The organism is Paenibacillus sp. lzh-N1, assembly GCF_002872435.1.
Taxonomy (GTDB): domain Bacteria; phylum Bacillota; class Bacilli; order Paenibacillales; family Paenibacillaceae; genus Paenibacillus; species Paenibacillus polymyxa_C.
Genome location: NZ_CP025696.1, coordinates 2223132 through 2245617, shown reverse-complemented (window position 1 = coordinate 2245617; position 22486 = coordinate 2223132). Strand labels below are relative to the sequence as shown.

General features: G+C 42.1%; 13 protein-coding genes. 1 reads left to right on the top strand and 12 read right to left on the bottom strand.

What is annotated here, in order from left to right:
- The first annotated feature begins 10 nt into the window (after positions 1-10).
- Positions 11-913 carry a TetR/AcrR family transcriptional regulator gene (locus C0638_RS10205; RefSeq protein WP_058710885.1) on the top strand — a complete coding sequence of 301 codons (903 nt, stop codon included), beginning with the start codon at positions 11-13 and terminating at the stop codon, positions 911-913.
- Positions 914-1040: 127 nt separating this feature from the next.
- On the opposite strand, the gene metK is transcribed toward C0638_RS10205, so the two are convergent.
- The 12 genes from metK to C0638_RS10145 form a co-directional block, all read right to left on the bottom strand.
- Positions 1041-2243 carry a methionine adenosyltransferase gene (gene metK, locus C0638_RS10200; RefSeq protein ID WP_013373407.1) on the bottom strand — a complete coding sequence of 401 codons (1203 nt, stop codon included), beginning with the start codon at positions 2241-2243 and terminating at the stop codon, positions 1041-1043.
- Between the two features lie 329 nt (positions 2244-2572).
- Entirely contained in the window at positions 2573-2863 is a 291-nt protein-coding gene (locus C0638_RS10195; protein ID WP_102163465.1) for an alpha/beta-type small acid-soluble spore protein, read from the bottom strand.
- Between the two features lie 136 nt (positions 2864-2999).
- Positions 3000-3584 carry a hypothetical protein gene (locus C0638_RS10190; RefSeq protein WP_058710883.1) on the bottom strand — a complete coding sequence of 195 codons (585 nt, stop codon included), beginning with the start codon at positions 3582-3584 and terminating at the stop codon, positions 3000-3002.
- 45 nt (positions 3585-3629) lie between these two features.
- On the bottom strand, positions 3630-5162 hold the full coding sequence (locus C0638_RS10185; RefSeq protein ID WP_058710882.1) for a stalk domain-containing protein: 1533 nt from the start codon (positions 5160-5162) through the stop codon (positions 3630-3632).
- Between the two features lie 99 nt (positions 5163-5261).
- On the bottom strand, positions 5262-7625 hold the full coding sequence (locus tag C0638_RS10180; protein ID WP_058710881.1) for a copper amine oxidase N-terminal domain-containing protein: 2364 nt from the start codon (positions 7623-7625) through the stop codon (positions 5262-5264).
- Positions 7626-8162: 537 nt separating this feature from the next.
- Positions 8163-9509, bottom strand: a complete 1347-nt coding sequence (locus tag C0638_RS10175; RefSeq protein WP_058710880.1) for an efflux RND transporter periplasmic adaptor subunit — start codon at positions 9507-9509, stop codon at positions 8163-8165.
- A 19-nt stretch (positions 9510-9528) separates the two neighbouring features.
- Positions 9529-12666, bottom strand: coding sequence for an efflux RND transporter permease subunit (locus tag C0638_RS10170; protein WP_102163463.1), 3138 nt, complete (start codon positions 12664-12666; stop codon positions 9529-9531).
- Positions 12667-13017: 351 nt separating this feature from the next.
- On the bottom strand, positions 13018-17034 hold the full coding sequence (locus C0638_RS10165) for an S-layer homology domain-containing protein (RefSeq protein WP_040102712.1): 4017 nt from the start codon (positions 17032-17034) through the stop codon (positions 13018-13020).
- Positions 17035-17224: 190 nt separating this feature from the next.
- Positions 17225-18355 carry a glycosyltransferase family 4 protein gene (locus C0638_RS10160; protein WP_013373415.1) on the bottom strand — a complete coding sequence of 377 codons (1131 nt, stop codon included), beginning with the start codon at positions 18353-18355 and terminating at the stop codon, positions 17225-17227.
- A 137-nt stretch (positions 18356-18492) separates the two neighbouring features.
- Entirely contained in the window at positions 18493-19254 is a 762-nt protein-coding gene (locus tag C0638_RS10155) for a WecB/TagA/CpsF family glycosyltransferase (protein ID WP_040102711.1), read from the bottom strand.
- A gap of 8 nt (positions 19255-19262) precedes the next feature.
- Positions 19263-20399: a polysaccharide pyruvyl transferase CsaB gene (gene csaB, locus C0638_RS10150; protein ID WP_040103817.1), complete on the bottom strand. Its 1137-nt coding sequence runs from the start codon at positions 20397-20399 to the stop codon at positions 19263-19265.
- Complete coding sequence (locus C0638_RS10145) at positions 20375-22390, bottom strand: DUF5693 family protein (RefSeq protein ID WP_102163461.1); 2016 nt, start codon at positions 22388-22390, stop codon at positions 20375-20377. The genes csaB and C0638_RS10145 overlap by 25 nt, the downstream gene beginning before the upstream one ends.
- Between the last annotated feature and the right edge of the window lie 96 nt (positions 22391-22486).

Here is a 22486-nt window from a genome sequence, read left to right as displayed (position 1 = left end):
GGGAGTATGTATGGAAAGTAAAAAAAATGATATTTTACAGGCGGCCATTCGGCTGTTCTCCAGAAAAGGCTATTATTCAACATCTGTTGAAGAAATCGCCAAAGAAAGTGGGATGGCAAAAGCATCCTTCTATAAATATTTTCAAGGGAAAGAAGAATTGCCTTTGGAAATGTGTATCATTTTGGAAAACAATATTGAACAAGACATCCGAGCTCTCTACAGTAAACCTGACCTATCTAAACACGATAAGCTGCACGGTTTTATTGTACTCTACTTGAAAAATCTTGTTGAAAACAAAGTGTATCTCATGATGGATCTTCCTGAGCCTTCCATGCTTATTTTTCAAAATGAACAACTCAATGGTGCATTTGAACAGCATGAATACAAATTATACAAATGGGTTCGCGACTGCCTGATTGATATTTTTGGACCAGGCATTGAAGATCATGCATGGGATATAACCTTTGTGCTGAAAAGTATTGTGTTTGAATATATTCGCTTCTTTGCCGATCGGATGAATGATGAAACGATTGAGCATCTAACACAGTTTATCATCTTCTTATCCAGTTCCTTGGCAACCAGCCTGAGCAGTGCTGATCCCGCTCCACATTTGTTTTGGAGCAAGAAAGGCTGGTTACCCGAGAGCGCTTTAAGTAATCCCTTTGACCAAGGTCGTCAAATTAACGGCCTTCTCCACTCCCTGGAAGACAGTATACTGCTGTCTTCGTGGAGCTCAGAGGAGAAACAGGAGTGTCAGCAAATTTACGCTCAATTAAAGGAAGAGGCTCTGAAATCGAACCCTCAGAAAGGTCTCTTAAAAGCTCTTTTTGCGTATTTGGAGCAATATAAGGAAGTACAGAAGATATGTCATTTACTCAGAAATTTATTGGGTCTCGCACCGATATCCGAATAGTGGAGCGAAATTAAGTACACCGTGGCAAGTTCATAGTTAATAGCAAAGCATATCAAAAAAAGACTGTCTCATGCATAGCATGAACAGTCTTTTTAGGTTAATGCGTTATTCTGATGACATACGAGGATTATAACCCCGCTTGCTCTCTCAGAATTTCCGCTTTATCTACACTCTCCCATGGTACATCCAGATCTGTGCGTCCAAAGTGGCCGTAGGCAGCTGTTTGCTTGTAGATTGGACGACGCAGATCCAACATGCGAATGATGCCTGCTGGGCGAAGATCGAAGTTATTTCGGATCAATTCAACGAGTTTTTCATCACTGACTTTCCCTGTGCCGTATGTATCGACGTTAATCGAAACAGGCGTAGCTACACCGATTGCATAAGCAAGCTGTATTTCAACCTTGTCAGCCAATCCAGCTGCCACAAGGTTTTTCGCTACATAACGAGCAGCATAAGCAGCAGAACGGTCTACTTTAGTTGGATCTTTACCTGAGAATGCTCCCCCGCCATGACGTGCATAACCACCATACGTATCTACAATAATTTTACGGCCTGTCAGACCTGCATCCCCTTGAGGACCACCGATAACAAAGCGCCCTGTCGGATTAATGTAGTACTTGGTTTGCTCGTCCAGCAATTCAGCAGGAACCACTGGCAAAATGACCTTCTCTTTGATATCTGCTTGAATTTGCTCCAAAGTAGTATCTTCTGCATGCTGCGTGGAAACCACAATGGCATCGATACGGACAGGTTTACCGTTTTCATATTCTACCGTTACTTGAGTTTTACCATCTGGACGAAGGTAATTCAGTGTTCCATCCTTACGCACTTCAGACAAGCGTCGTGCAATACGGTGAGACATAGCGATAGGAAGAGGCATTAGCTCAGGTGTTTCGTTCGTAGCAAAACCGAACATTAATCCTTGGTCCCCAGCCCCAATGTTTTCTGTTTCCTTATCTACTTCAGCAGGATCACGGCTTTCAAGGGCAGCGTTAACCCCTTGAGCAATGTCTGGCGACTGTTCATTCAAAGAAGTCAATACAGCACAAGTATTATAGTCAAAACCGTATTTTGCACGTGTATAACCAATTTCCTTAATCGTATTACGAACAATGGATGGAATATCCACGTATTCCGATTTGGAGCTGATTTCACCAATGACGAGAACAAGACCGGTAGCTACCGATACTTCACATGCTACCCGTGCATTAGGGTCATTAGCCAAAAAGGCGTCCAATACAGCATCGGATATCTGATCACAAATTTTATCCGGATGGCCTTCTGTTACAGACTCGGACGTGAACAAATGACGACCTTTTACAGACATGAATTTCAACCTCCCACAATTAAAATACATGAGGATTTTTAATAAATCCTAACATGGCATGGCATTATTCAGTTACCTTCAACCCAACAAATGACGGAAGATATCTTTTACACCTGATTAACAAAAAATGAACCTTTTCCGGTAGGAAAAGGTTGCGTACAAGCCTCAAATGCCATGATATCCTATTTAAAACAAGGTGTCAATTCATGTCATCCAAATAACAAAATTCGAAAATGAAGTGAGTTTACATGCGAACCATTTTGATCCACATGTAAATAGCTCCAGTTTATACCTACTATTTGTTTAAAATCTGTATAAATAATTACAATTTATAATGTACCAAATTCAGATAAGCTACGTTCAGCGGATTGTATCAATCTTTTAGTAATCTCTCCACCAACGGAGCCATTTTGTCTTGAAGTTAAATCGCGCCACGCTACATTTTGACTCCTCGTAAACTCTCCCAACTCTGCAGCAAATTCACTGTCAGCATCCGGATGTATATGTGCATATTGAGGATTATAAACAGGCAACCCAAACTCGGCAGCAATTTCATACTTCAAATCATCTAACCTGGCACGGCTTTCAGGAATTAATCGTCTTTGACCTCTCGACGCCATTGTATGCACCCTCCACTCAATGAATTATTTTTCATGAAGTTAGTGTGCAGTGTTTAAAGTCAACTTAGCCAAGAACAATTTGCTATCCCAAGCAGGATTTAAGAAAAAGAGTACCTTAAAAAGAGATAGACCCCAGTTATTGAACAGTATAGCCGCCACGTACCATAACGACTAAGCCATACTTTTGGCCTTCTTTTACTTGAATACCTCTTCCTTCTCTAGGAAACGATAATAAATGATTTTTTTCGACAGCCTGGTTATGAACAATTTCAGTTCCAGAAGTAATATCAATAGCACCACTGGCATCCATGCTATACACAACAGCATTTCCATTACGTAAAATAAATTCTGCTCCAGCTTTAGCAATTAGTTTCTGACCAGGCTTTACATCAACAACCTTCAAAGCCTCTGTCTGCTCCACCGTTGAACTTTTAGTTGCATTAGAGGTTCCTGAAGACGAGGTTGTATTAGAAGTAGTGGTGTTTGTTGCTGGAGCAGTTGAGCTAGTTGTTTTACTACTAATACTGCTTGCACTTCCCCCACCTTTGATGGCTTGAGCAATTTTTTGATCGACATAGCTTTTGGTTACGACTGGATCATCAGCTGTTCCAGGTTGTCCAGAACTGGAGGCTCCATTGACTGAGTTGTTCATCAAAGAGCCAGCCACAATTCCTCCTCCAAGTAAAACAGCAGCCAACGATACTTTATAGCGTGATTTCATGAAGACCTCCTACTGCAGGTTATAACAAGTATAGGTAAGCTTAAATTATTGCGCACTTGCTCCAGCAGAACCTTGCATAGCCCATGGCTTATTGAAAGCCAGCTTCAAAGTATCAATACTTGAAACAATATCTTCCGCTTGTTGTTCAGCGGTAGTCACTTTCAAATTAGCCTCGTAAACCTGAAGCTCTGTAGCCAATCCAACATCAAACTGCTTTTTAGCCATATCAGCCGCACTTCTTGCACTCACCAAACCGGCTTGAATCTGTGAGTACTGACTTTCCAATGCTTTGATGTTGTTATAAATTGTTCTCACAGCTTCTTCCAATTGTCTCTTTGTGCCTTCTGTAGCATACTGAGCCTTTTCAACATTAAGTTGTTCAGCTTCATAAGGGGTATTTCCTGGAGTGCTAAAGTTATAAAGCTTCAAACTCAGTTCAGCCAAATCCACTTTTTGCTCACTCAACCAAATGGCAGTGCTGCTAGTGAGTACTTGGCTTACTTTTGTCTCTACATTATCTTTAAATTCAGAATATACAGGCTTATCCTTCAATTCATAACGTTGCTCTGGTTTGTAGCCAATCAATTGATTTAAAGATACATATGCACTATCCAAATCTTTTTTAGCTTTATCCAAAGCTGCTTGATTTTGAGTCAACTGATTGGTCGCTTGGGTAACCTCATAATCACTCGACATTTGATTATCTCTCTTGATTTGTGCAACTTTAAGCTTGCGCTCGGCATCTTCAATATTCAATACTGCTAGCTTAACCGCATTTTGTTTTTGAAGGAGTTTATTGTATAGATCCTTCACGTTATATTCAATACCTTCTTTGGTCATTTCCAGGTTCTTTTTAGCTGCCTCATAATTAAGGTTCGTTTGGGCATAACCCTTGAAGGCTTTGTCTTGTGCTTCATCACCTGCTTCAGCAGGAACAAAATCAATATTTTTGCCAGTTTCTTTCATAATTTTTCCTGTTTGGTCAATGCTCACTTCTCCTGTTTTAACTGAAGTACTATCAGCAATAGCCAGTTTTACTGCATCTTCATAGGTTAAAGAATCATTATAGTAGGTATCGTAAGTAACTTTTGTCACAGGAGTAGCGAGTGGCTTGCTGGACAAGCTATTGATGTCAGGAGTGCTATCATTAGCTTGATTGGAAATGGTCACTGTTCGTGAAGTTTGATTCCAATTTACTTTGGCGCCTAATGATTTGCTCACAAAACGTAAAGGAACGAGTACTTGACCCTTTTGAATTTGAGTTGCTGCATCAAGCTGTACCGGCTTACTGTTTTTATAAGCAAGCTTGGAACCAATATTTAAAGTTAATGTATCGTCGTTTTTAGATGCGGTTACTTTTTTAGCCTTGCTGTCCCACTCCACTTTCGCTCCTAAGCTTTCAAAAACGCCCCGAAGAGGTACCAAGGTTGTATTTTGACTAACCACCGGAGGCTGTGTATATTGCTGAGTTACACCGTTAATAATAACCTTTATATCCCCTGACTGAGCTCCTGCAAGATTGGCAAACGTAGAAGTCAGAACCATTGTGGATAGTACTGCCACTGCAAAACGTTTCATAATTTCTCTCCTTTGTCAATAAGACTAATAAAAGAAAAGGGCTCCAAAAGGAACCCTCTTCTCATCTAATTCAGTTAACTCAAAAGAGTTGCTCTTAAATTAGTTGTTGTTTTCAACAGTTACTGTTTTGGAAGTTGCATCGTAGTTAACGGATGCATCCAGCGCTCTACCTACCCAGTAGATAGGCAATACAGTACGGTTTTTGTTAGTTACAGCTTTAACGTCCATGCGAATCACAGTACCGTTAACAGTCAACAGGTTTGTGTTCAGTTTGATTTGAGCAACAGTGTTGCCTTTGATCAAGGTAACTGTGGAAGTTGCTTTGTCAAACAGGATGTTTTGTGGGGATACACCCAAAGCTTCAGCTGCATAACGTACTGGCAAGTAAGTGCGTCCGTTTTCAGCATAAGCAGATACATCAGCTGTTTTACTTTCGCCGTTCACAGTGTAGGAAGTGCTTCCCAGTGTGAAGACAGCTTTAGTTTTAGTAGCACCTGGAGCTGGAGTTCCAACAGTTGCGATTGCTACTTCAGCAGCTGCAGTGTTGTTGTCTTTCCAGTTTTGAGTGTTGTCAGTTGCGCCTTTGTATGCAGTGTAAGAAACTGCGCTACCTTTCAGCTTAGCAACGATGTCACCTTGAGCTACAGTACGGTCAACAGTCAGCTTAGGAGCAGAGATTGTGATTGTACTTGGAGTAGCAGATTCACTGTCGATGTAGAAGCTCAGACGGCCTTTGTTGCTTTCGCCGTAAGTATCAGTAGATACGCTCTTCACTTTAACGTCACCAGCTGTAACTTTTACTTCTGGAGTAGAAGCAAAACGTACGCCTGTTGGCAATTCCAAGATTACTTCGCGGCTACCATCTTTCTTAACGAAAGCTTCTTTAGCAGCTTCAGTGATTGTGATATCGCCAACTTGTTGATCGCCCAGACCGATTGTCAGGGTTGGTTTGGAAGCAGCAGCCAAAGTAACTGCTTGTTTTACAGTTGCAACCTTAACATTACCGCTCAGACCTTGGCTACCAGCAACTTCAACGTTCAGATCGCCAGAGAAACCAGGTTGAGTTGCAACTTCAACGTTTTTCAGTTTCAAAGAACCAGGGTCTTTAGAACTATTAACGTTTTTGAAAGTCAGTCTCAAAGTACGTTTGTCGGAATCTGTGTAAGATACCTCTGCTCCACCCAAACCGTTAGTGTTCTCCATAGAACCGGAGAAGTTACTTCCTGGGTTGTTGCTTTCGAAAGTAGACTGCCAACGAGCACCTTCAGGCAAACGCAAAGTTACAGTACGGTTGTTAACAAAAGAACCAGCAACTTTTTCTTTAATTACGATATCACCAATTTTTTGCTCGTCATGGCCAGCAAGAATTGTAGTTGGAGAAGCTACTGTAACACCGCCACCGATTTGACCATAGTTACCAATTACGAGAGAGCTAACGTCAGTAGTTGTGTTACCGGAGATACTAACAGTAACATCACCTTCTTTAGCGTTAGTTTCATCGTCAACGTAGAAGCTCAACGGCAGGTTAAATGTTGTTTCTTTACTGCTTTCTTTTTTCAAAGACACAGTCAGAGTGTCACCATCGACATTAGAAACTACATCACCAGATGCGATATCACCAAAGAGAATGCTAGCACTTTTTGGAGCGTTCCATTTAAAACCGCTAGGCAATTTCAGTTTGATGTTATTATTGTTAGCCAAAGCACCAGCTGTTTGTTCTTTTACTTTCAACGTTGCAGTGAAATTATCTGTGTTAGAAACGGTATCCAGAGCAGACAAAGATACTTGACCGGAAGATACTACGTTTGCAATTGTAATTTCACCACTAGTAATACCACTCAGGGAAGAAGCATCAATTGTAGCTTTTACAGGTCCATTGCTAGGTCCACTTACATTAATGTTAGCAAAGTTCAGATATACATCAGCGCTATCCTTGGAGTTATCAAAATTCAGCGTTACTCTTGCAGAGTTACTAGACAATTTCTCAACTGTCAGTGCAGTAGCTTCATTATATCCAGTAGCTGCGGCATTCTTATCGAGTGCGTTATCTTGTGCATCAAGATAAATACCCAATCCATAAGTAGCGTCAGTAGCGGAAGTAGCACGGCCAACCTGAAGATCTCCAGTTTTACCAAAGTCAAAGCCTTTAGGCATAGTAATAGTGAAAGAAGCACCTTTAGCAATTGAAGCTTGGCTAATAGTTATTTTCGATCTACCCAAAACAGCATTATCTTGTTGGTTTGAGTTGATACTAGGAGTACTAATTACATTGAAGCTGGAAGATGCGTGAATTGCTGTTGGTGCAGTCAATGCTGCAATTGGAGTCGCTACACCAGCAACCAATGTTGCTGTTGCCAGCACGTTGATCATTTTTTTGTTAAACTTTGTCATAACCTTTTTTTCTCCTCCTTGAATATAAACAGAAATATTATTTTTGTCTTTTTGTCGGATCTTGTCACTCATCAGTCGTTACACCTCCTTTCCGAGCTTTATGAGAACCCTTATAAAATGATATCTGTGACAATATCACAGAAGCTTGGAATCTAGTTGAAAGAAAGCGTCCATTTATGACGTACTCCAGTATTATACAATGTGATAACAATGCAGTAAAGATTTTTTTTAGCGAATTTTGTCTTTACGCTTTTGTACCCCTTTGTTTCATACTCACCCAATTAGACGTAGCATGGGTCCAAAAAGTTGCGTCTGTTTCAAAAAAAATTTTATTTTTTTGATTATGTATTCCGCTTTCCACAGTCATAATTATACTATTGAACCTGTTCCTCCGTCATCCTACAACTTTTACCTTCTCAACCTTAAATGTACAAGGGTATTTTCTGTACATTAATTAGGTCTTTAATGGAGTATATTCGTAACGAATAATCCATAGAATACATAAAGTACATAAAGGCTATAGATTCCTTAGAAATCTAATACTCTAATACACTTTAAATAGTAGAAATGACGGAGAACAGTAATATAATGTAAATATAACGAAACTAATTATTTTACTACATTAATCTTCGCACCATCTGAAAGCAAACTCACGCCTTTAACGACGACATTTTGTCCCTCAGTAAGCCCCTTGGTGACCTCAACCTGTTTGGCACTTTCCTGACCTGTCTGCACTTCTACGCGCTTCGCGACAGTTCCCTCCACTACATAGGCATACTTCTTCCCTGCCTGCTCTGTAATGGCATCCTGGGATACCAAAATATTTTTAGGAGCTTCTGACTTCATATATACAGTTACAACCATGCCTGACTTCAATTCCCCAGAACCATTAGGAACCGAAATCTCGACAGGATATGCCTTGAGGTCATTATCCATTACGGGATTGACGGCAGTTACTCTAGCTTCTATGCGCTTATTCAATGAATCCACACCTACAGTTACAGACGAACCTACCTGCAGCTTCAGAAGCTCTGATTCAGAAACGTTGACTTTAGCTATGATAGGATTGGTATTTGCAATTGAAACAACTGCAGATTGCGCACTAACCATTTGTCCTTGGACTCCTGTGACTACCGATATCGTGCCGGAAATCGGAGCTTTGACTACAGCATCCACCAGTTGACTACGTGCTGTGTCTAAATTCGCCTTGGCTTGATTTACAGAGGCACGCGCTACGTCTATGCCCGTTTTCTGTTGTGCAAGTCGTAATGATTTCTGAGCATTATTATATGTGGTCTGCGCACTTTCCTTGGATGTTTGTGCATTGTGCAGCGCAATCTGAGCATTCTCCACAGCAGTTTGAGCCTTTCTATACGCTATTTGGGACTGTTCTAACTCAGATTGAGATAGAGCGCCCGCACTAAACAACTGTTGGTTGCGATTAAGCGTATTTTGAGCATCACGCACGGAATTCTGAGCATCAACCAAACTGGTCTGAGATTGAGTAATGGAATTGTCTTGCTGTACAAGCGCACTTTTGGCTTGATCCACACTGGACTCCGCCTGTTGCACAGATTGTGCTGCGCCTGACTCAGCCTGTTTTAAGTTGGCCAAGGCAACCTGGTACGATTCCTGAGATTGCTTAATCGAGTCCTGAATATCCTTTTGGTCTATAGTAAACAATGTGTCGCCTTTGTTTACCTTTTGCCCCACTGTAAGGTTAATACTTTGAATCTTACCACTAATTTTTGGAGATACCTGAGCCGTCTCTTTGGGAGCAAAGCTTCCAATAATACCTGTTGAGTCGTTAATACTGCCTTTAGCCGCTTTTGCCACTTGGACTGGGATCGCCTTCTGCACTGAAGCTGGCGCAGCGGGGGCCTCCCCCCCACCACAGCCGGCTAATGCAACTGATAAAAGCAAAGTTGTGGCAATCAGAGCACTTTTTTTATTCATTATGTTTCTCCACCTCACCTTATATATGAACACTTTTTTGTAGTTTCGCTTCTTTTTTCAGTTGTCTCTTCTCTTGTCTTTTTAGTTTGCGATTTTTACGTTTTTGAATGATGTTGTCCAAAATAACATAAACAACCGGAATAAGAATCAGCGTGACCAAAGCTGCGAAGGATAACCCGAATACAACAACAACCGCCATAGGAGCTTGTGTCTCATTACCGTCACCTTTAGCAAATGCCATAGGAATCAAAGCAAGTACTGTAGCCAACGTTGTCATCAAAATCGGACGCAACCGCTCAGATGCGCCATGAATAATAGCTTCATCTCGATCTTCGCCTTCTTTTCGAAGCTGAATAATGAAATCAATCATGACAATTGCATTATTTACGACCAAACCGACGAGCATGATGTAACCGGTAAAAGCCGAAACACTGAGACTCGCTCCCGTTACCACTAGACCGATAAGTACACCAATTAAAGTAGGCGGAATCGAAAACATAATAACAAACGGTGTGAGCAGAGATTCAAACTGTCCTGCCATAACCATATAAATCAGAACTACAGATAGCAGAATAGCTATCGCCAAGTTCATAAATGACTCCGTCATTTGTTCATTTGCACCGCCACCCGTATCTGCACTATAGCCTTCTGGGAAGTGGGTACTCTTCAAAAGAGCATCTACTTTTTGATTGACGGTTAGAATGTCCCCTGATCCATCAATGTCAGCAGAAATCTGTACTTGACGTGTCTGGTCTTCACGGGTAACACTATCCGGTACAGCACGTTTATCAATACTTGCTACTGAAGATAAAGGCACATCAATCCCTTGTGAAGTGGTAATACGTAATGCTTTCAAATAGGACCAGTCATGTCGATCCTGCTCAGGCAGAGATATTTTCACATCGATTTGATCATCACCTGTGCGATAGCTTGTTGCAACAGATCCATTAAAGGAAGTGTTCACCGCGGATAAAATTTGGGTTGCTGATAAGCCATATTGACTAGCAAGTTCTCGATTAACGGTAATCTCATATTCTTCGCGAACCGCATTCAAAGAACTTTTTACATTGACCGTTCCTGGTATGCTCTTTACGCCGGCAACGAGATTGTCGGAAAGTTCCCTCAAGACGTCCATATCATCGCCTTTTAGATTAATATTAACCGCCGCTCCAGTCGAAAGGCCTGTTGCAGACGCCAGTGTAATCTCTGCATCCGGAATACTATCGAATTTCTTACGAAGGCCTTCAACTACAGCGTCTGTTGGCTGATGCCCATCCTTCAGCGCAACACTTAGTTCTGCCGAATTGGATGGAGCTGCCCCTGAATAACCAGAAAGACCACCAGCACCAACAGTCACTGTCATTTTGTCCAGATCAGGAACTTTCAGAATTTCTTTTTCTATACCTTGAACAACTCTTTCAGTCTCTTCTAGAACTGTTCCGTTAGGAAGTTTCACTTTCACTGAGAATTCCCCAGTGTCGGATTCAGGAATAAATTCAGCCTTAACCATAGAAATCAGAGACCCAGCTGCCACAAACATTAATACAGTAATGATTAAAACAGATTTTCTATGATTAATTCCCCACTTCAGTACACGGCGATAACCACCCTTAAATTTCTCAAATCCGATATTAAACCACACAATAGGGTTAATACCTTTATAAGTACCTGAAGAATATATGGATTCATCCGGTACAGTAGGCATCCAACGCGAGCCAAGCATTGGCACAATCATAAGGGATACCAGCAAGGCTGCTATATGGGAGAAGATAACAGTTAATGCCAACGGTTTAAACATAACTCCTGCAATTCCGTCAACAAAAACAACCGGTAAAAATACTACAATCTGTGCAAGTGCAGATGCCATAACCGCATTGCCCACTTGCTTGGAGCCATCAATTGCCCCTTGTAGCATACTTTTCCCTTCATGTCGCTGCCTAAAAATATTTTCAATGATAACAACGGCAAAGTCGACAAATGATCCTAACCCTAGAAGCAAACCGCTCAATGAAATAACATTAATGGTTTGTCCAGTGAAATACATCATCATAAACGTTGCTACAAAGGAAATTGGAATAACGATCGCAGCAATAATAGTAGAACGTATACTGTTCAAAAATAATAGCAACACAATAGCTGCGATAATAAGCCCCAATATAGCATGTTCTATTAGTGAGTGTACGGAGTCTCTAATAGGCTTGGAAGCATCAGTTACCATATCCAATTGTGTTCCAGGAGGCAGGTCCTTCCGTATCGAATCCAAACTTTCCTTCACAGAATTAGCGATTGAAAGAGTATTTCCACCAGTAGCCTTAGTAACAGAAATATTAATACTTGGCTTCCCATTATAAGTAGAAATAGTGGTGACTTCTTCTACGGAGTCTTCAACTGTCGCGATATCCTTCAATTTCACGCTTCCCTTACCTACAGGGATCGGCGTTTCGCCCATTTCCGAAACAGCTTTATATTCACCTTGAACTCGAAGTTGAATTTGTGTATTACCACGATATACAGAACCCGCAGAGCCAGCAACATTATTAGCCGATAGGGCCTGGCGAATTTGATCCAGCGTAATGCCATAGCTTTGAAGCTTGGCCTGATCTACAGTGATCTTTACGAGTCGTTCTTGACCACCTGACATGTTGGCTGCAGCTACTCCCGCAATTCTTTCAAGCCGCGGCTCGATAATATCTTCAGCAATAGGCTTCAGCTTGTTAATATCCTGGTCTCCTGTAAAAGCGAGGGTAATAACTGGCGTTGCATTGAGGTCCACTTTTAGAACACGCGGCGAATTTGCCGTGTCTGGAAGAGATCCTCTAACGGTATCAACTTTATCCCTCATGTCGAGGGTTGCTTGGTTCATATCTACTCCCCAGTTAAATTGAATCATGACCATAGATGATCCTTCTGAAGACTCGGACGTGATAGTATCCACGTTCTCGATAGAAGCCAAACTCTTTTCAATAGGTTTAGTAACCAATTCCTCAACCTCAGTAGGCGTTGCATTTGGAATACTGGTCACCACTGCAGCGTAAGGCAGCTTCATATCTGGCATATACTCGACAGGAAGCCTTAACGCAAAAATACCGCCCCCGATTAACAAAGCAACAATTAACATAAATACTGTTACAGGACGGCGTATTGAAAACTGAGACATCTCATCACTCCCCACTCACTTCTCTATGTAATAATTAAGCACACACATCCTCTACTACGATGAAATAGGCGTAAAGTTTCAGATAAATGCGCAAAAAAAACATATACAAAAATAATAAACACATTTTGAGATAAATTCTTAAAAAAAAGCAATTAATACACCCATTTAAGGCAAAGCTAAAATAAAAAATGCCGTAATGCTTCTCCAAAGTTTTCATCTCATTGATATTATGGCATAGGCCCGTAATTCCAGTCAAATAGCTGATTTATAAAAAACATCCCTCTCATGTATATGAAAGGGAATTTCCATTTCGCATGGAGGGATGTTTGATAATTTCAGGTTCTTGAATGATTAAATTTTAGGAAGCAGTTTTTTATCAGCCATAACTTTAGCTACAATAATCGCCGCATCTCCGCGCAAGGTCAAGGATGTAGGGTTAAACATATATCCTTTTTTCAGATCACTTGCATCTACAGGCGATCCTGTGATAAAGCCTTTCTTGGCGATAGCCAATACAGATGCTTGCGCATAGTAATCGATCTTGTCCGCATCTTTAAAGGTCTTGGACAGATTTTTCATGATCTTGTCATGATCTGTTTCCAGCTTCAAATTCAATGCCTTGGCGATAATGACTGCTGCATCTTGACGCGTGATTACATCTTCCGGCATAAAGATTCTTGGTTGCGAACCTTTGACAATACCGGCACGCGCAGCTGTTTCAATATAACGATAATCGTAGAGCGCATCTGCGGATATCGTATTTGGAATAGACACGTCGTCGAAATGCTTCGCTCCACTGAAATTAAGCGGAATTTGCAGACCTTTGACAATCATCGACGTGAATTCGCCTCTTTTAATGTAGCTGTCAGGTCCAAAGCTATTAATTGGATCCATTGGGTTCATGACACCTTTGGCCAAGATAGCTTCGATATAATCTCTAGCGTATTTGTGCTTAATGACATCACTATACGTTTCCCCAACCTTAGCGACTACATAGTATCCGAAACGGTCAAATGGTACTTTAATGGTATGTTTCTTCGGATCCACCACACCACCAATGTTCTGCCAATCCTTCAAATCAGGATCAAAAAAGAACACTGTCATTTGTTTCCCTGCATCCTGAGCAATACTGCTATCATACGTCAGCGTCAATGTAGCACGCTTGGAAGGTACTAGCTCGTTAGATGGGTCACGCCAGTAGAAGTTTTTGATCTTGCTACTGTCATTTTGCGATTTGTTAGCCAATTGATATGGATCAGCACCATACGTTACCGGATCGTAAGCATCTGTTTTGATATCATCTGCTGTACCTGGGTCAATCCAGAATACTGGACTGGACTTGGTAAAGCGACTTGGGAAATCTCTGTTGAAGTATCTACTTCCATCTGCAATCAAGCTCTGCATATCGGACAATGCTTTTTCAGTTTCAAATTCATGACGGTCCACCACACCATCCTCGCTATTTGCGATCGCAAAGTACAAAGTATGGCCAGAGAAAACCTGGTTTTTGAATTGCTGCGGTTGATCGTAATCCCGACGAATCAGGCTCGTTCCCTTCGCGAACGCAAGTGTAAGATTACCATCAAACACTTTGTGCGATGTTTTCATCGCTTCCATGTACTGCTCGCCAGGAATATTAGTAGGCACATATTTAACAGTAATGGTTTGTTTTAATTTTTCCTTACCTACTGTAACCACTACATCAATTTTATTATCTTTGTTGGCTTTTAGACCTGTAACGATGGCTTTGTAGGTTGATGGGTAATCAACAGTACCATCGTAATCAGAATCAAAACCTTCTTGAACTGCTTTTTCCTTACCTACCATAACACTATCTGCATTACCTGCGTTCACAACAACTTGCACAAAGTTTTGATTCACGATTCTTTTTTCAGGAAGCGGACGCAAGATATCAAAAGATGTGGATTGACCGGATACTTGCAGTCGGAAAGTAGCAAACGGTCCGCTCTTGCCGCTGTTGTACAAGGTAATGTTATAAGCTACTGGCGTTCCATCTTGCGAAATAGTTTGGTTTTTCAATACAAAACTGAAATACTTTTTGTCCGGATGGTAGTATACGAGCAGGTCTTTCAAATCTTTGCTTGTAAACTTATCCGTAGTAGCACCAGAGTTGTATGCAGTTTTGGCATCTTCCGCTGAGAAGAACTCGTTATTCAGCGTCCAGTTTACCTCACTGTCGTCCGAACCTTTAATTTCTAAAATGTATTGATCTTTATTGGCAATATCACTTAACGAACCACTCACCTGATCCGCTTTACCCAAATCAGCAAGACTGAAAGTACCAAAGATATTGATATTTTTCAGCGATGTATTGTAGTTAGTGTCATCTACTTTAGTGAAGTTTGCATCTTTTGATTTCGGTGCAATTTCGCTATATTTCGGCGTATTGCTTAGACCACTAACGGGTGTAAAAGGAATAATACCTTGTGTGTTTGGAACAGGAATTACTGGAATATTCGTTTGTGTAAAGTTTACTTTTACCGTATTGCTATACTCGATGCCTGGCTTGAACACAAATTTGATTTCATTATTTCCGTTTGCTAGTGCGTTGGCAGCCGCTGTTTCCGAGGAAGCAGCCAACTTAAAGTTCGCTCCTGAGCCATCAAGATCAACTAATACGTTGTTCACATACAAGAATACATTTCGGTTACTGCCAGTGTAGTGAATATCCGCAGCATTACTCACGTCCAGCAATTTACCTTTAAAATAACCTAATTGATTCAGTTTGTACGTATTTAAGTTTGCACTCGATGTATTCAACGGAATTTGTTGACCATCATAAATGGTATCGTATTTCATGAATGGACCCTGTAATAAATTAACGGTTGCCTTGATCAATTTACTTGAGTCACCATTCAGGTAAAAATTTAGTACGTTTTGTCCTTCTTTAGGCAAAGTATCTACGTAAGCAACAATTTTTTTCACTTGTGTTGACTTACCATTAATTGTCCGAATCACATCTTGGGGTGAACCCACGGTATGAACCGATACACCAGAAAGCTCGTTAATTGAGCTAGGCGTACCATTAACAATGATAAACTCCATACCTACAGGCACTGATGGAGCATCAGTAGTCTTGTTCTTCATAGAACTTCCTGTTAATTTCATGGCTTCATCTATGGCAGCTGCTTGATCAGACCCGCTACCCTTGATTCTATTCAACAGCTGATTATTAAGATCCGGGAGAAAGTTCACGTCATCAATATAAGGCTGTGTGCTGCTGCGCAATGTAAATTGAACCGCAGATGCATTGGAACTCGTTCCATTTGCAAAACCTACACTCAGAGATGCACGAATCAAGTGGTCAGTTACGATGCCATCAGGCAATGTTACCTGGAACGGATATAATTTGTAACCAGTAGATGTAACAACATTTGCTGTATCAATCGTAGCATCAATTCCATTGGTATCACCAATTGCGCTACCGTTATTGCTTACGTCCGTAAATCTAGCATTAATTTTGCTCACTACTGGATCAGTTGCTCCGGAAGGAACCAGAACATTACCTTTCAAAACCACACCGCTCGTAGACGATACAGTAAAGTCAGGCGAAGTCGTCAGATCAGCAGACACATTTCCGTCCTTGTTCAATGTCAGATCAGAAAATTCAGGTTTACCCGTATAAATCGTGATTTCACGCGTAACCGTAAGAGCTTGAGTTCCGTTACCCACTTTAATCGTCACTATATTTTTACCCGGGCTGAGTACAACACTTCCTGTTAGCTTATAGCTGGTATAGGAGTTAACAGTATACGTATTGCTACTTTTTGTAGAAGTAAGCGTTACACTGTCAGCATTAGGCGCCGTACCTTGAATGACTACTTTCACATCATCCGTACCGCTATTTCGTGCGTCTGTCAGTACCGCCGTCTGATTCTCTACTAACTGCTGGGTTTCACCATTCAGTGTGGCTGACAGATCATACAGCTTGGGTCCATCCTGATACTCAATATAAATGGAGTCCTTCATTTCAGCCGAATTTTGACTACTTTGGAATGTAATTCGGTTCAAACCAGGAAACAGTTTAATGTCTGAAATTTGAATCGTAGAGCCATTGACCGTAATTCCGCCCTTTTGACTCTCATTTTTATTAACTACGTTAAGGTTTGTTCCATTTTTAGAGAGTTGGAATACACTATACGATATAGTACTTCCATTCACTCCGTTAATCGTACCGTTAACTGTAACACGGTCGGTATTTACCATTCTGGCCGAATCCGCATCATATTTTTCATTTGGAAAAATGAAATAAGTTCCTGTCGCAGCATGAGCCGTACCTACCAGGGCCGCCGGCACCAAGCCAATGATGAGACCAACCGTCAGCAACATGGATAGCAATCGTTTCAAATCATTGTCCTCCTTTGATTCTGTCGCACCTTGGGGTACGTAATCATTCATTACTTTTTTTATCGGTAGCAAACATACAAAAAATTAGTAAATTCTCAAAAAAGGAGGGAGTTTTTTTACAGCAAACATCAAAAAAGCCTTCAAACCTGCGGTATACCGCTAAGCTTGAAGGCTTACATTTAAATTAAAATTATAATTTCGATCGCGTCTGGGAATCTGGTTTAGCCAACAACCGAATTAGTGTGTTAAGAACAGGACGTTTGGTTTTGCCAACGAGACCAATAACTTCTGCTCCGATCTGTAGGAAGAACATCATGATACATATCACGACAAAGGTGACCCAGTTTGCTTCATTAAGCGCAGCCGACGATTGGATAACGGCTAATATACCGAAAAATACAGCAATACCGTAGATAATCAACACCGTCTGTCTGTGACTGAAGCCTAGTTCGCGCAAGCAGTGATGCAAATGGCCTTTATCCGGTGAGAATATCGGTTTTTTCTGCAACTTGCGACGAATAATAGCAAAGAATGTATCTGACAAAGGCACACCGATAATAATCAATGGCGTAATAAATGATACGATAGCAATTTGCTTGAAACCAAGCATTGAAAGCATAGCTAGAGAGAAACCTAAAAATAAGGACCCTGTATCACCCATAAATATTTTTGCAGGATGAAAGTTAAAAAATAAAAATCCGATAATACTACCTAACAGCACAAGGCAAAGCATCGCCACCATGTAATTGCCCATTAGTAGTGACATCACAGCGATCGTTCCAATCGCAATTCCTGAGACACCTGCAGCTAGTCCATCCAGACCGTCAATCAAATTGATAGCATTGGTCACACCTACGATCCAAAATATCGTAAGCGGAATGGAAATCCAGCTTTCTAAAGAAGAGTATGCATCCTGAAAAGGTACATTTACAAAATCCACACGAATATCAAAAGCAAACACGACCATACATGCCACGGCAATTTGAGCCAAAAATTTCAATTTTGCATTAAGATCAAAACGATCATCGAGAGCACCAATCAATGTAATCAGCGTACCGCCAATCAGAAAGGCTGCAATAAAGTTAATATCCCGCGAGGACAGCATTCCGTCAGGCACAAAAGGTAACATCGCCAATAAGGACAACAGAAATGCCAAGAAAATCCCCAGACCGCCAAGACGCGGCATAATTCGGGTATGTACTTTTCGGGCATTCGGCACATCGACGGCTCCAACCTTCACAGCGAATTTCTTGACAAGCGGCGTAAGTAACAGCGCAAGTCCCAGTGCCATGATGAAACCAATAATATAGATCAATAACATTTGATCATTCGACCCCCAATTTTAAAGCAATGCCTTTTCAGATGTAACCGCATTGAATTATACTCTGATCAAAAATAAATACCAAGCCTCATATTCTGGCAAATTAGCGGGTTTTAAAGGCAGATTCAAGCTATTTATCACACTTTTGTGACGTTTTCTTTTTCACGCATCACTTTCACTGCGAATTTCGGCAACGCAAGCATTCTTTTGTAACGACTAGGCTCTTTTAGGAGTCTATATAACCACTCAGCTCGTAGCTTTTGAAACAGTTTAGGTGCGCGTTTTGTTTTTCCTGATATAACATCGAAACTACCGCCGACCCCCATCATCACCGGCACGCCCAGTTGTTCCTTATATTTACCAATCCAAGGTTCCTGCGTATCCGCTCCACGCGCTACAAACAACAAATCAGGGTTCGCTTCACGAATAGCCCTAATCACCGCTTCATCCTCGTTAGGACCAAAAAAACCATCGCGCTTGCCACAAACCGTAATTCCAGGATAAAGCTCATGTACCCGCTGAGCGGTCGCTTGAATCACTTCAGGCGTTGATCCAAGTAAATAAACTTTCCAATGATAGTTTTCTCCAGCTGCGAGCAATTCATGTAACAAGTCAAAACCTGCCACCCTCTCGGGTACAGGATGTCCAACATAGTTCGCAGCCCAGACCACACCAGTTCCATCTGGAACAATCAACTCTGCCTGCTTCATCACATTCATATACACTGGATCTTCCAATGCAGCCATGACCATAATCGGATTGGCAGTGATCACTTGATGGGGGCGGCGAGACTTCACCGCCTGAATTAATACATTTAATGTATCTTTCATATTAAGCCTTGATACCTGAACACCGAAAATCGGGACGGTAGGCACACTCGTAACCTTATCAACTGTCACTGTATCCATCATCCTTTGCGACACAAGTAATTAACGATATGCTGTGCTGGTAAGCGAGCCTCACTTTTTAACAATGCAATTGCTGCCCCTTGGCTCTCGATCCATTGACTACGCTGATCCAGCAGCCGCATAGACTCGTTAGCCAGCTTTTGCGCATCCAGTGCATCTGTAGTACCAACAGGCTGGCTACCAACACGGCTGAGGAAATGATCAATTTTGGGATCGTAGGATATACCCAACGGGGGCACTTGATGGGACGCTGCATAGATTAAGCTGTGCAGCCTCATCCCGATCATCAAACTGCATCTGCTGACCTCCAAAAGCATCTGTTGAGGATCGGTAACTTGGTCACACATACTGACAAGGCTTCCCGTCCCACTAATATCCCCCAACAAATCCATTACCATCCTTGAAGCCTGTTCATCGTCAGGTAAATGGAATGGTAAGAAACGCAAGTGAACACGGCGTTCCGCAGCTAATCTTTTTAAGCCGTCTGCAATAGCCGTTAAATCGCGTTGTTCCTTATCCCAGTAGCGTACAGAAATGCCGACGACTGGGAGTTCATTCTCATCAGTCTCAGTTGCAGCATCATGCAGCTCGGAACCGGAGGGCAAAGGAAGCCCCATTACAGGATCAGGAACAACCTCAACAACCGGACGTTTCAGTTTCATGGTACTCAGCAAAGCAGCAGATTGCTCATCTCTGACGGAAACATATTCACAGCGTTGAAATACAGATCGGATCATAGGATAAAATATCTTCCGTTGTACTGGGCCCATGCCCTGAGCGTATACAAACGTTGGCTTTCCAGCCCATTGAGCCAGTTTCAGAATCGCCAGATAATACGGAATGCTTTTAGGGCTTGTAGCATCCTGGAGCAGACTCCCGCCGCCACTAATGAGCCCGTCACTGTTTTTAATCGCTCTCCGCACTTCCCCCAGGCTCATACGCGGAACAGCTTCTACTCCGTACATTTTCTGTGTCCAAGCAGGGTCAGAAGATAGAACAACAGGCTTGATCGTAATCCCCGCCTGACGGCTTTCCTCTTCTAAAGCAGTCAAAATCGACTTGAGCACCGCTTCATCCCCACTATTTCGAAACCCGTAATAACCCGAGATTATTATCGTTTTAGCTGTGGTGACCATTTCTTCCAACATCCTTCCAGCACTTGCCACACGACAATTGCGATGATTCCCAGCACCAATCCAAGTCCCAATCCCAACAGCCCACGACTAAGCGAGAGTGCAGCTGGAGAGTGAATGTGAGCAAAGGTATCGACCATCGAGGCTTGACCAATAGCAGCTATGATCAGCAAATAGATTGCTTTGCGATATTTCAAAGCCAGGAATGCCCCTGCAATAAACAGTGGATGAGCCATTAAGAATTCCTTATTGCGCGGACGTACACCAAACGCATTCTCCAGGAAGTTACGGAAAACCAGCTCGGTGTTCGACACCGTACCTGCGTTTCCAGTACGAGTCAAATAGTAGTAGCCTGCCGCGGCGATAACAGCCAGTGCAATAACCCACAATACAGTAATCGGCGTACGTAGCAGTTTGGTGATTTCCTCCCGTATAGAAACGCCACGATAAAAGAAAATATAAATCGCCGCCAAGAAGATCGGCAGAATGTGAAGCAAGCTTACACCTCTAAATTGGTTTAACACCAGGCTGTAGGCAATGCTGTTCAACAGCGCAATAACAAAAGGCACTGCAGCCAGCGACAAGATCGCTGTCTGTACGTACAGTATAAGCGTGCGAGTCAATCGTTGACCTACAGAAAGTTCAGGCCCCTGTTCACGTTTAATTCTGATCGTACGCACTGCAATGATCATTGCAACTGTAGGTCCGCTAATCGCTGCAAGCAGCGCCAAACCTTGTTCCATCAGGCTGGAGTTCAAAACATAAAGCCCAACAGAACCAACCAAACCGAGTGCAAATGCCAGCAAAGTCAATGCCGGAACGAAATAGGACACCATAATGGAGAAGAAAGCTAGCGCACCCAGTACGACGATCATTTTGAGATAGCGCTGAATGGAGGAATCAACCACTTGGAACGGTTCAGCTTGTCCAAGTTCAAACCCTTTTTTCTCCATTCGTTGTACAGCATTGCCCGGTTTGTCTAAGCTGTGGATCAGGTTATCAACCGAGTCTTTCACCTTGGCCTCAGCAACACTGCGGCTAGGCGCGGTATTCAGATACAACATGCGAATATTCCGATCCTTGGTGGCGAGTGCAAAACGATCGGCCAACGTTTCCACATCGAGTGTTGAATCTTTATCACTTAGTGAGTATAGACGCACAACATTATAGTGGATATCGTAAGCGAGCTTATTGAAGCCTGCCTGCGGTTTCTTTAAATTTTCGATAGCAGCTAGGCCGATATCGTATTTGTTCAGCAATTTAGCAAATGCCGCTAAGCTATGCTCTTTCTCGTTATCAGTAAAGCCTTTGACTGAATCACCTTCAAACAAAATGCGCTTTACACCATTTTGCTGAAAGGAAGCCAGCATCTCTTCCGTCAACTCCTGGTTATAGGGAAGGCTGTCACTCATGCGTGGAACAATAAAAAATCCTTTACTCCGGAGCTGCTTCATAGCAATCGGGTCAGGCTGCATAGGCTTGAGATACGCATCCTCCGGGGATGTTTCCACAACAAGCCCTTCCTGTCCCTGATAACTCCACGGATTTACATTTATGCCCAGACTTGTGAAGGTACGTAAAATTAACGGCTTTAATGCTTCGGCATTTTCTTTGTCAGCGAATACCATGTACGTATAATTCTCATTTGCAGGTGAAAGACGTTTTTCCAGATCCGCAACATTCTGAGTCGTATAAGTTACAATACGGCCCGCTTTACGGAAATCATCCAACGTACTTTCATACATCGCCATGCTGTTCACACCAGCCTGTTGTAAGCGGTCAAGCTGCTCATTCAGATAGTCCTGCGGATGAGCCTGATACGAAGCCGCCTCCGTCAAATCCCGATAATCGAATACAATCTCTACTTTTTTACTCGAGGATTCTGTCTTTACACGATCGGCGATAACTGGAATGGAAGCCAGCAAGCCAACCGCAACCAGAATCCACAACCATTTTCGAGAAGCTGTATTCCAATACTGCCATTTCTGATACACCAAAGAACCTCCTTAATATTCGGGATTTTGCAAAATTCAATGCTGCCCACCTTGCCATTCTACTCTTGAGTAGGCCACTCATTGAATTTTGCAAAA

What these genes read in the sequence shown, in the direction of transcription:
- C0638_RS10205 (WP_058710885.1), top strand. Translation starts at nt 11, where the DNA reads ATGGAAAGTAAAAAAAATGATATTTTACAGGCGGCCATTCGGCTGTTC.
- metK (WP_013373407.1), bottom strand. Translation starts at nt 2,243, where the DNA reads ATGTCTGTAAAAGGTCGTCATTTGTTCACGTCCGAGTCTGTAACAGAA.
- C0638_RS10195 (WP_102163465.1), bottom strand. Translation starts at nt 2,863, where the DNA reads ATGGCGTCGAGAGGTCAAAGACGATTAATTCCTGAAAGCCGTGCCAGG.
- C0638_RS10190 (WP_058710883.1), bottom strand. Translation starts at nt 3,584, where the DNA reads ATGAAATCACGCTATAAAGTATCGTTGGCTGCTGTTTTACTTGGAGGA.
- C0638_RS10185 (WP_058710882.1), bottom strand. Translation starts at nt 5,162, where the DNA reads ATGAAACGTTTTGCAGTGGCAGTACTATCCACAATGGTTCTGACTTCT.
- C0638_RS10180 (WP_058710881.1), bottom strand. Translation starts at nt 7,625, where the DNA reads ATGAGTGACAAGATCCGACAAAAAGACAAAAATAATATTTCTGTTTAT.
- C0638_RS10175 (WP_058710880.1), bottom strand. Translation starts at nt 9,509, where the DNA reads ATGAATAAAAAAAGTGCTCTGATTGCCACAACTTTGCTTTTATCAGTT.
- C0638_RS10170 (WP_102163463.1), bottom strand. Translation starts at nt 12,666, where the DNA reads ATGTCTCAGTTTTCAATACGCCGTCCTGTAACAGTATTTATGTTAATT.
- C0638_RS10160 (WP_013373415.1), bottom strand. Translation starts at nt 18,355, where the DNA reads ATGTTATTGATCTATATTATTGGTTTCATCATGGCACTGGGACTTGCG.
- csaB (WP_040103817.1), bottom strand. Translation starts at nt 20,399, where the DNA reads ATGGTCACCACAGCTAAAACGATAATAATCTCGGGTTATTACGGGTTT.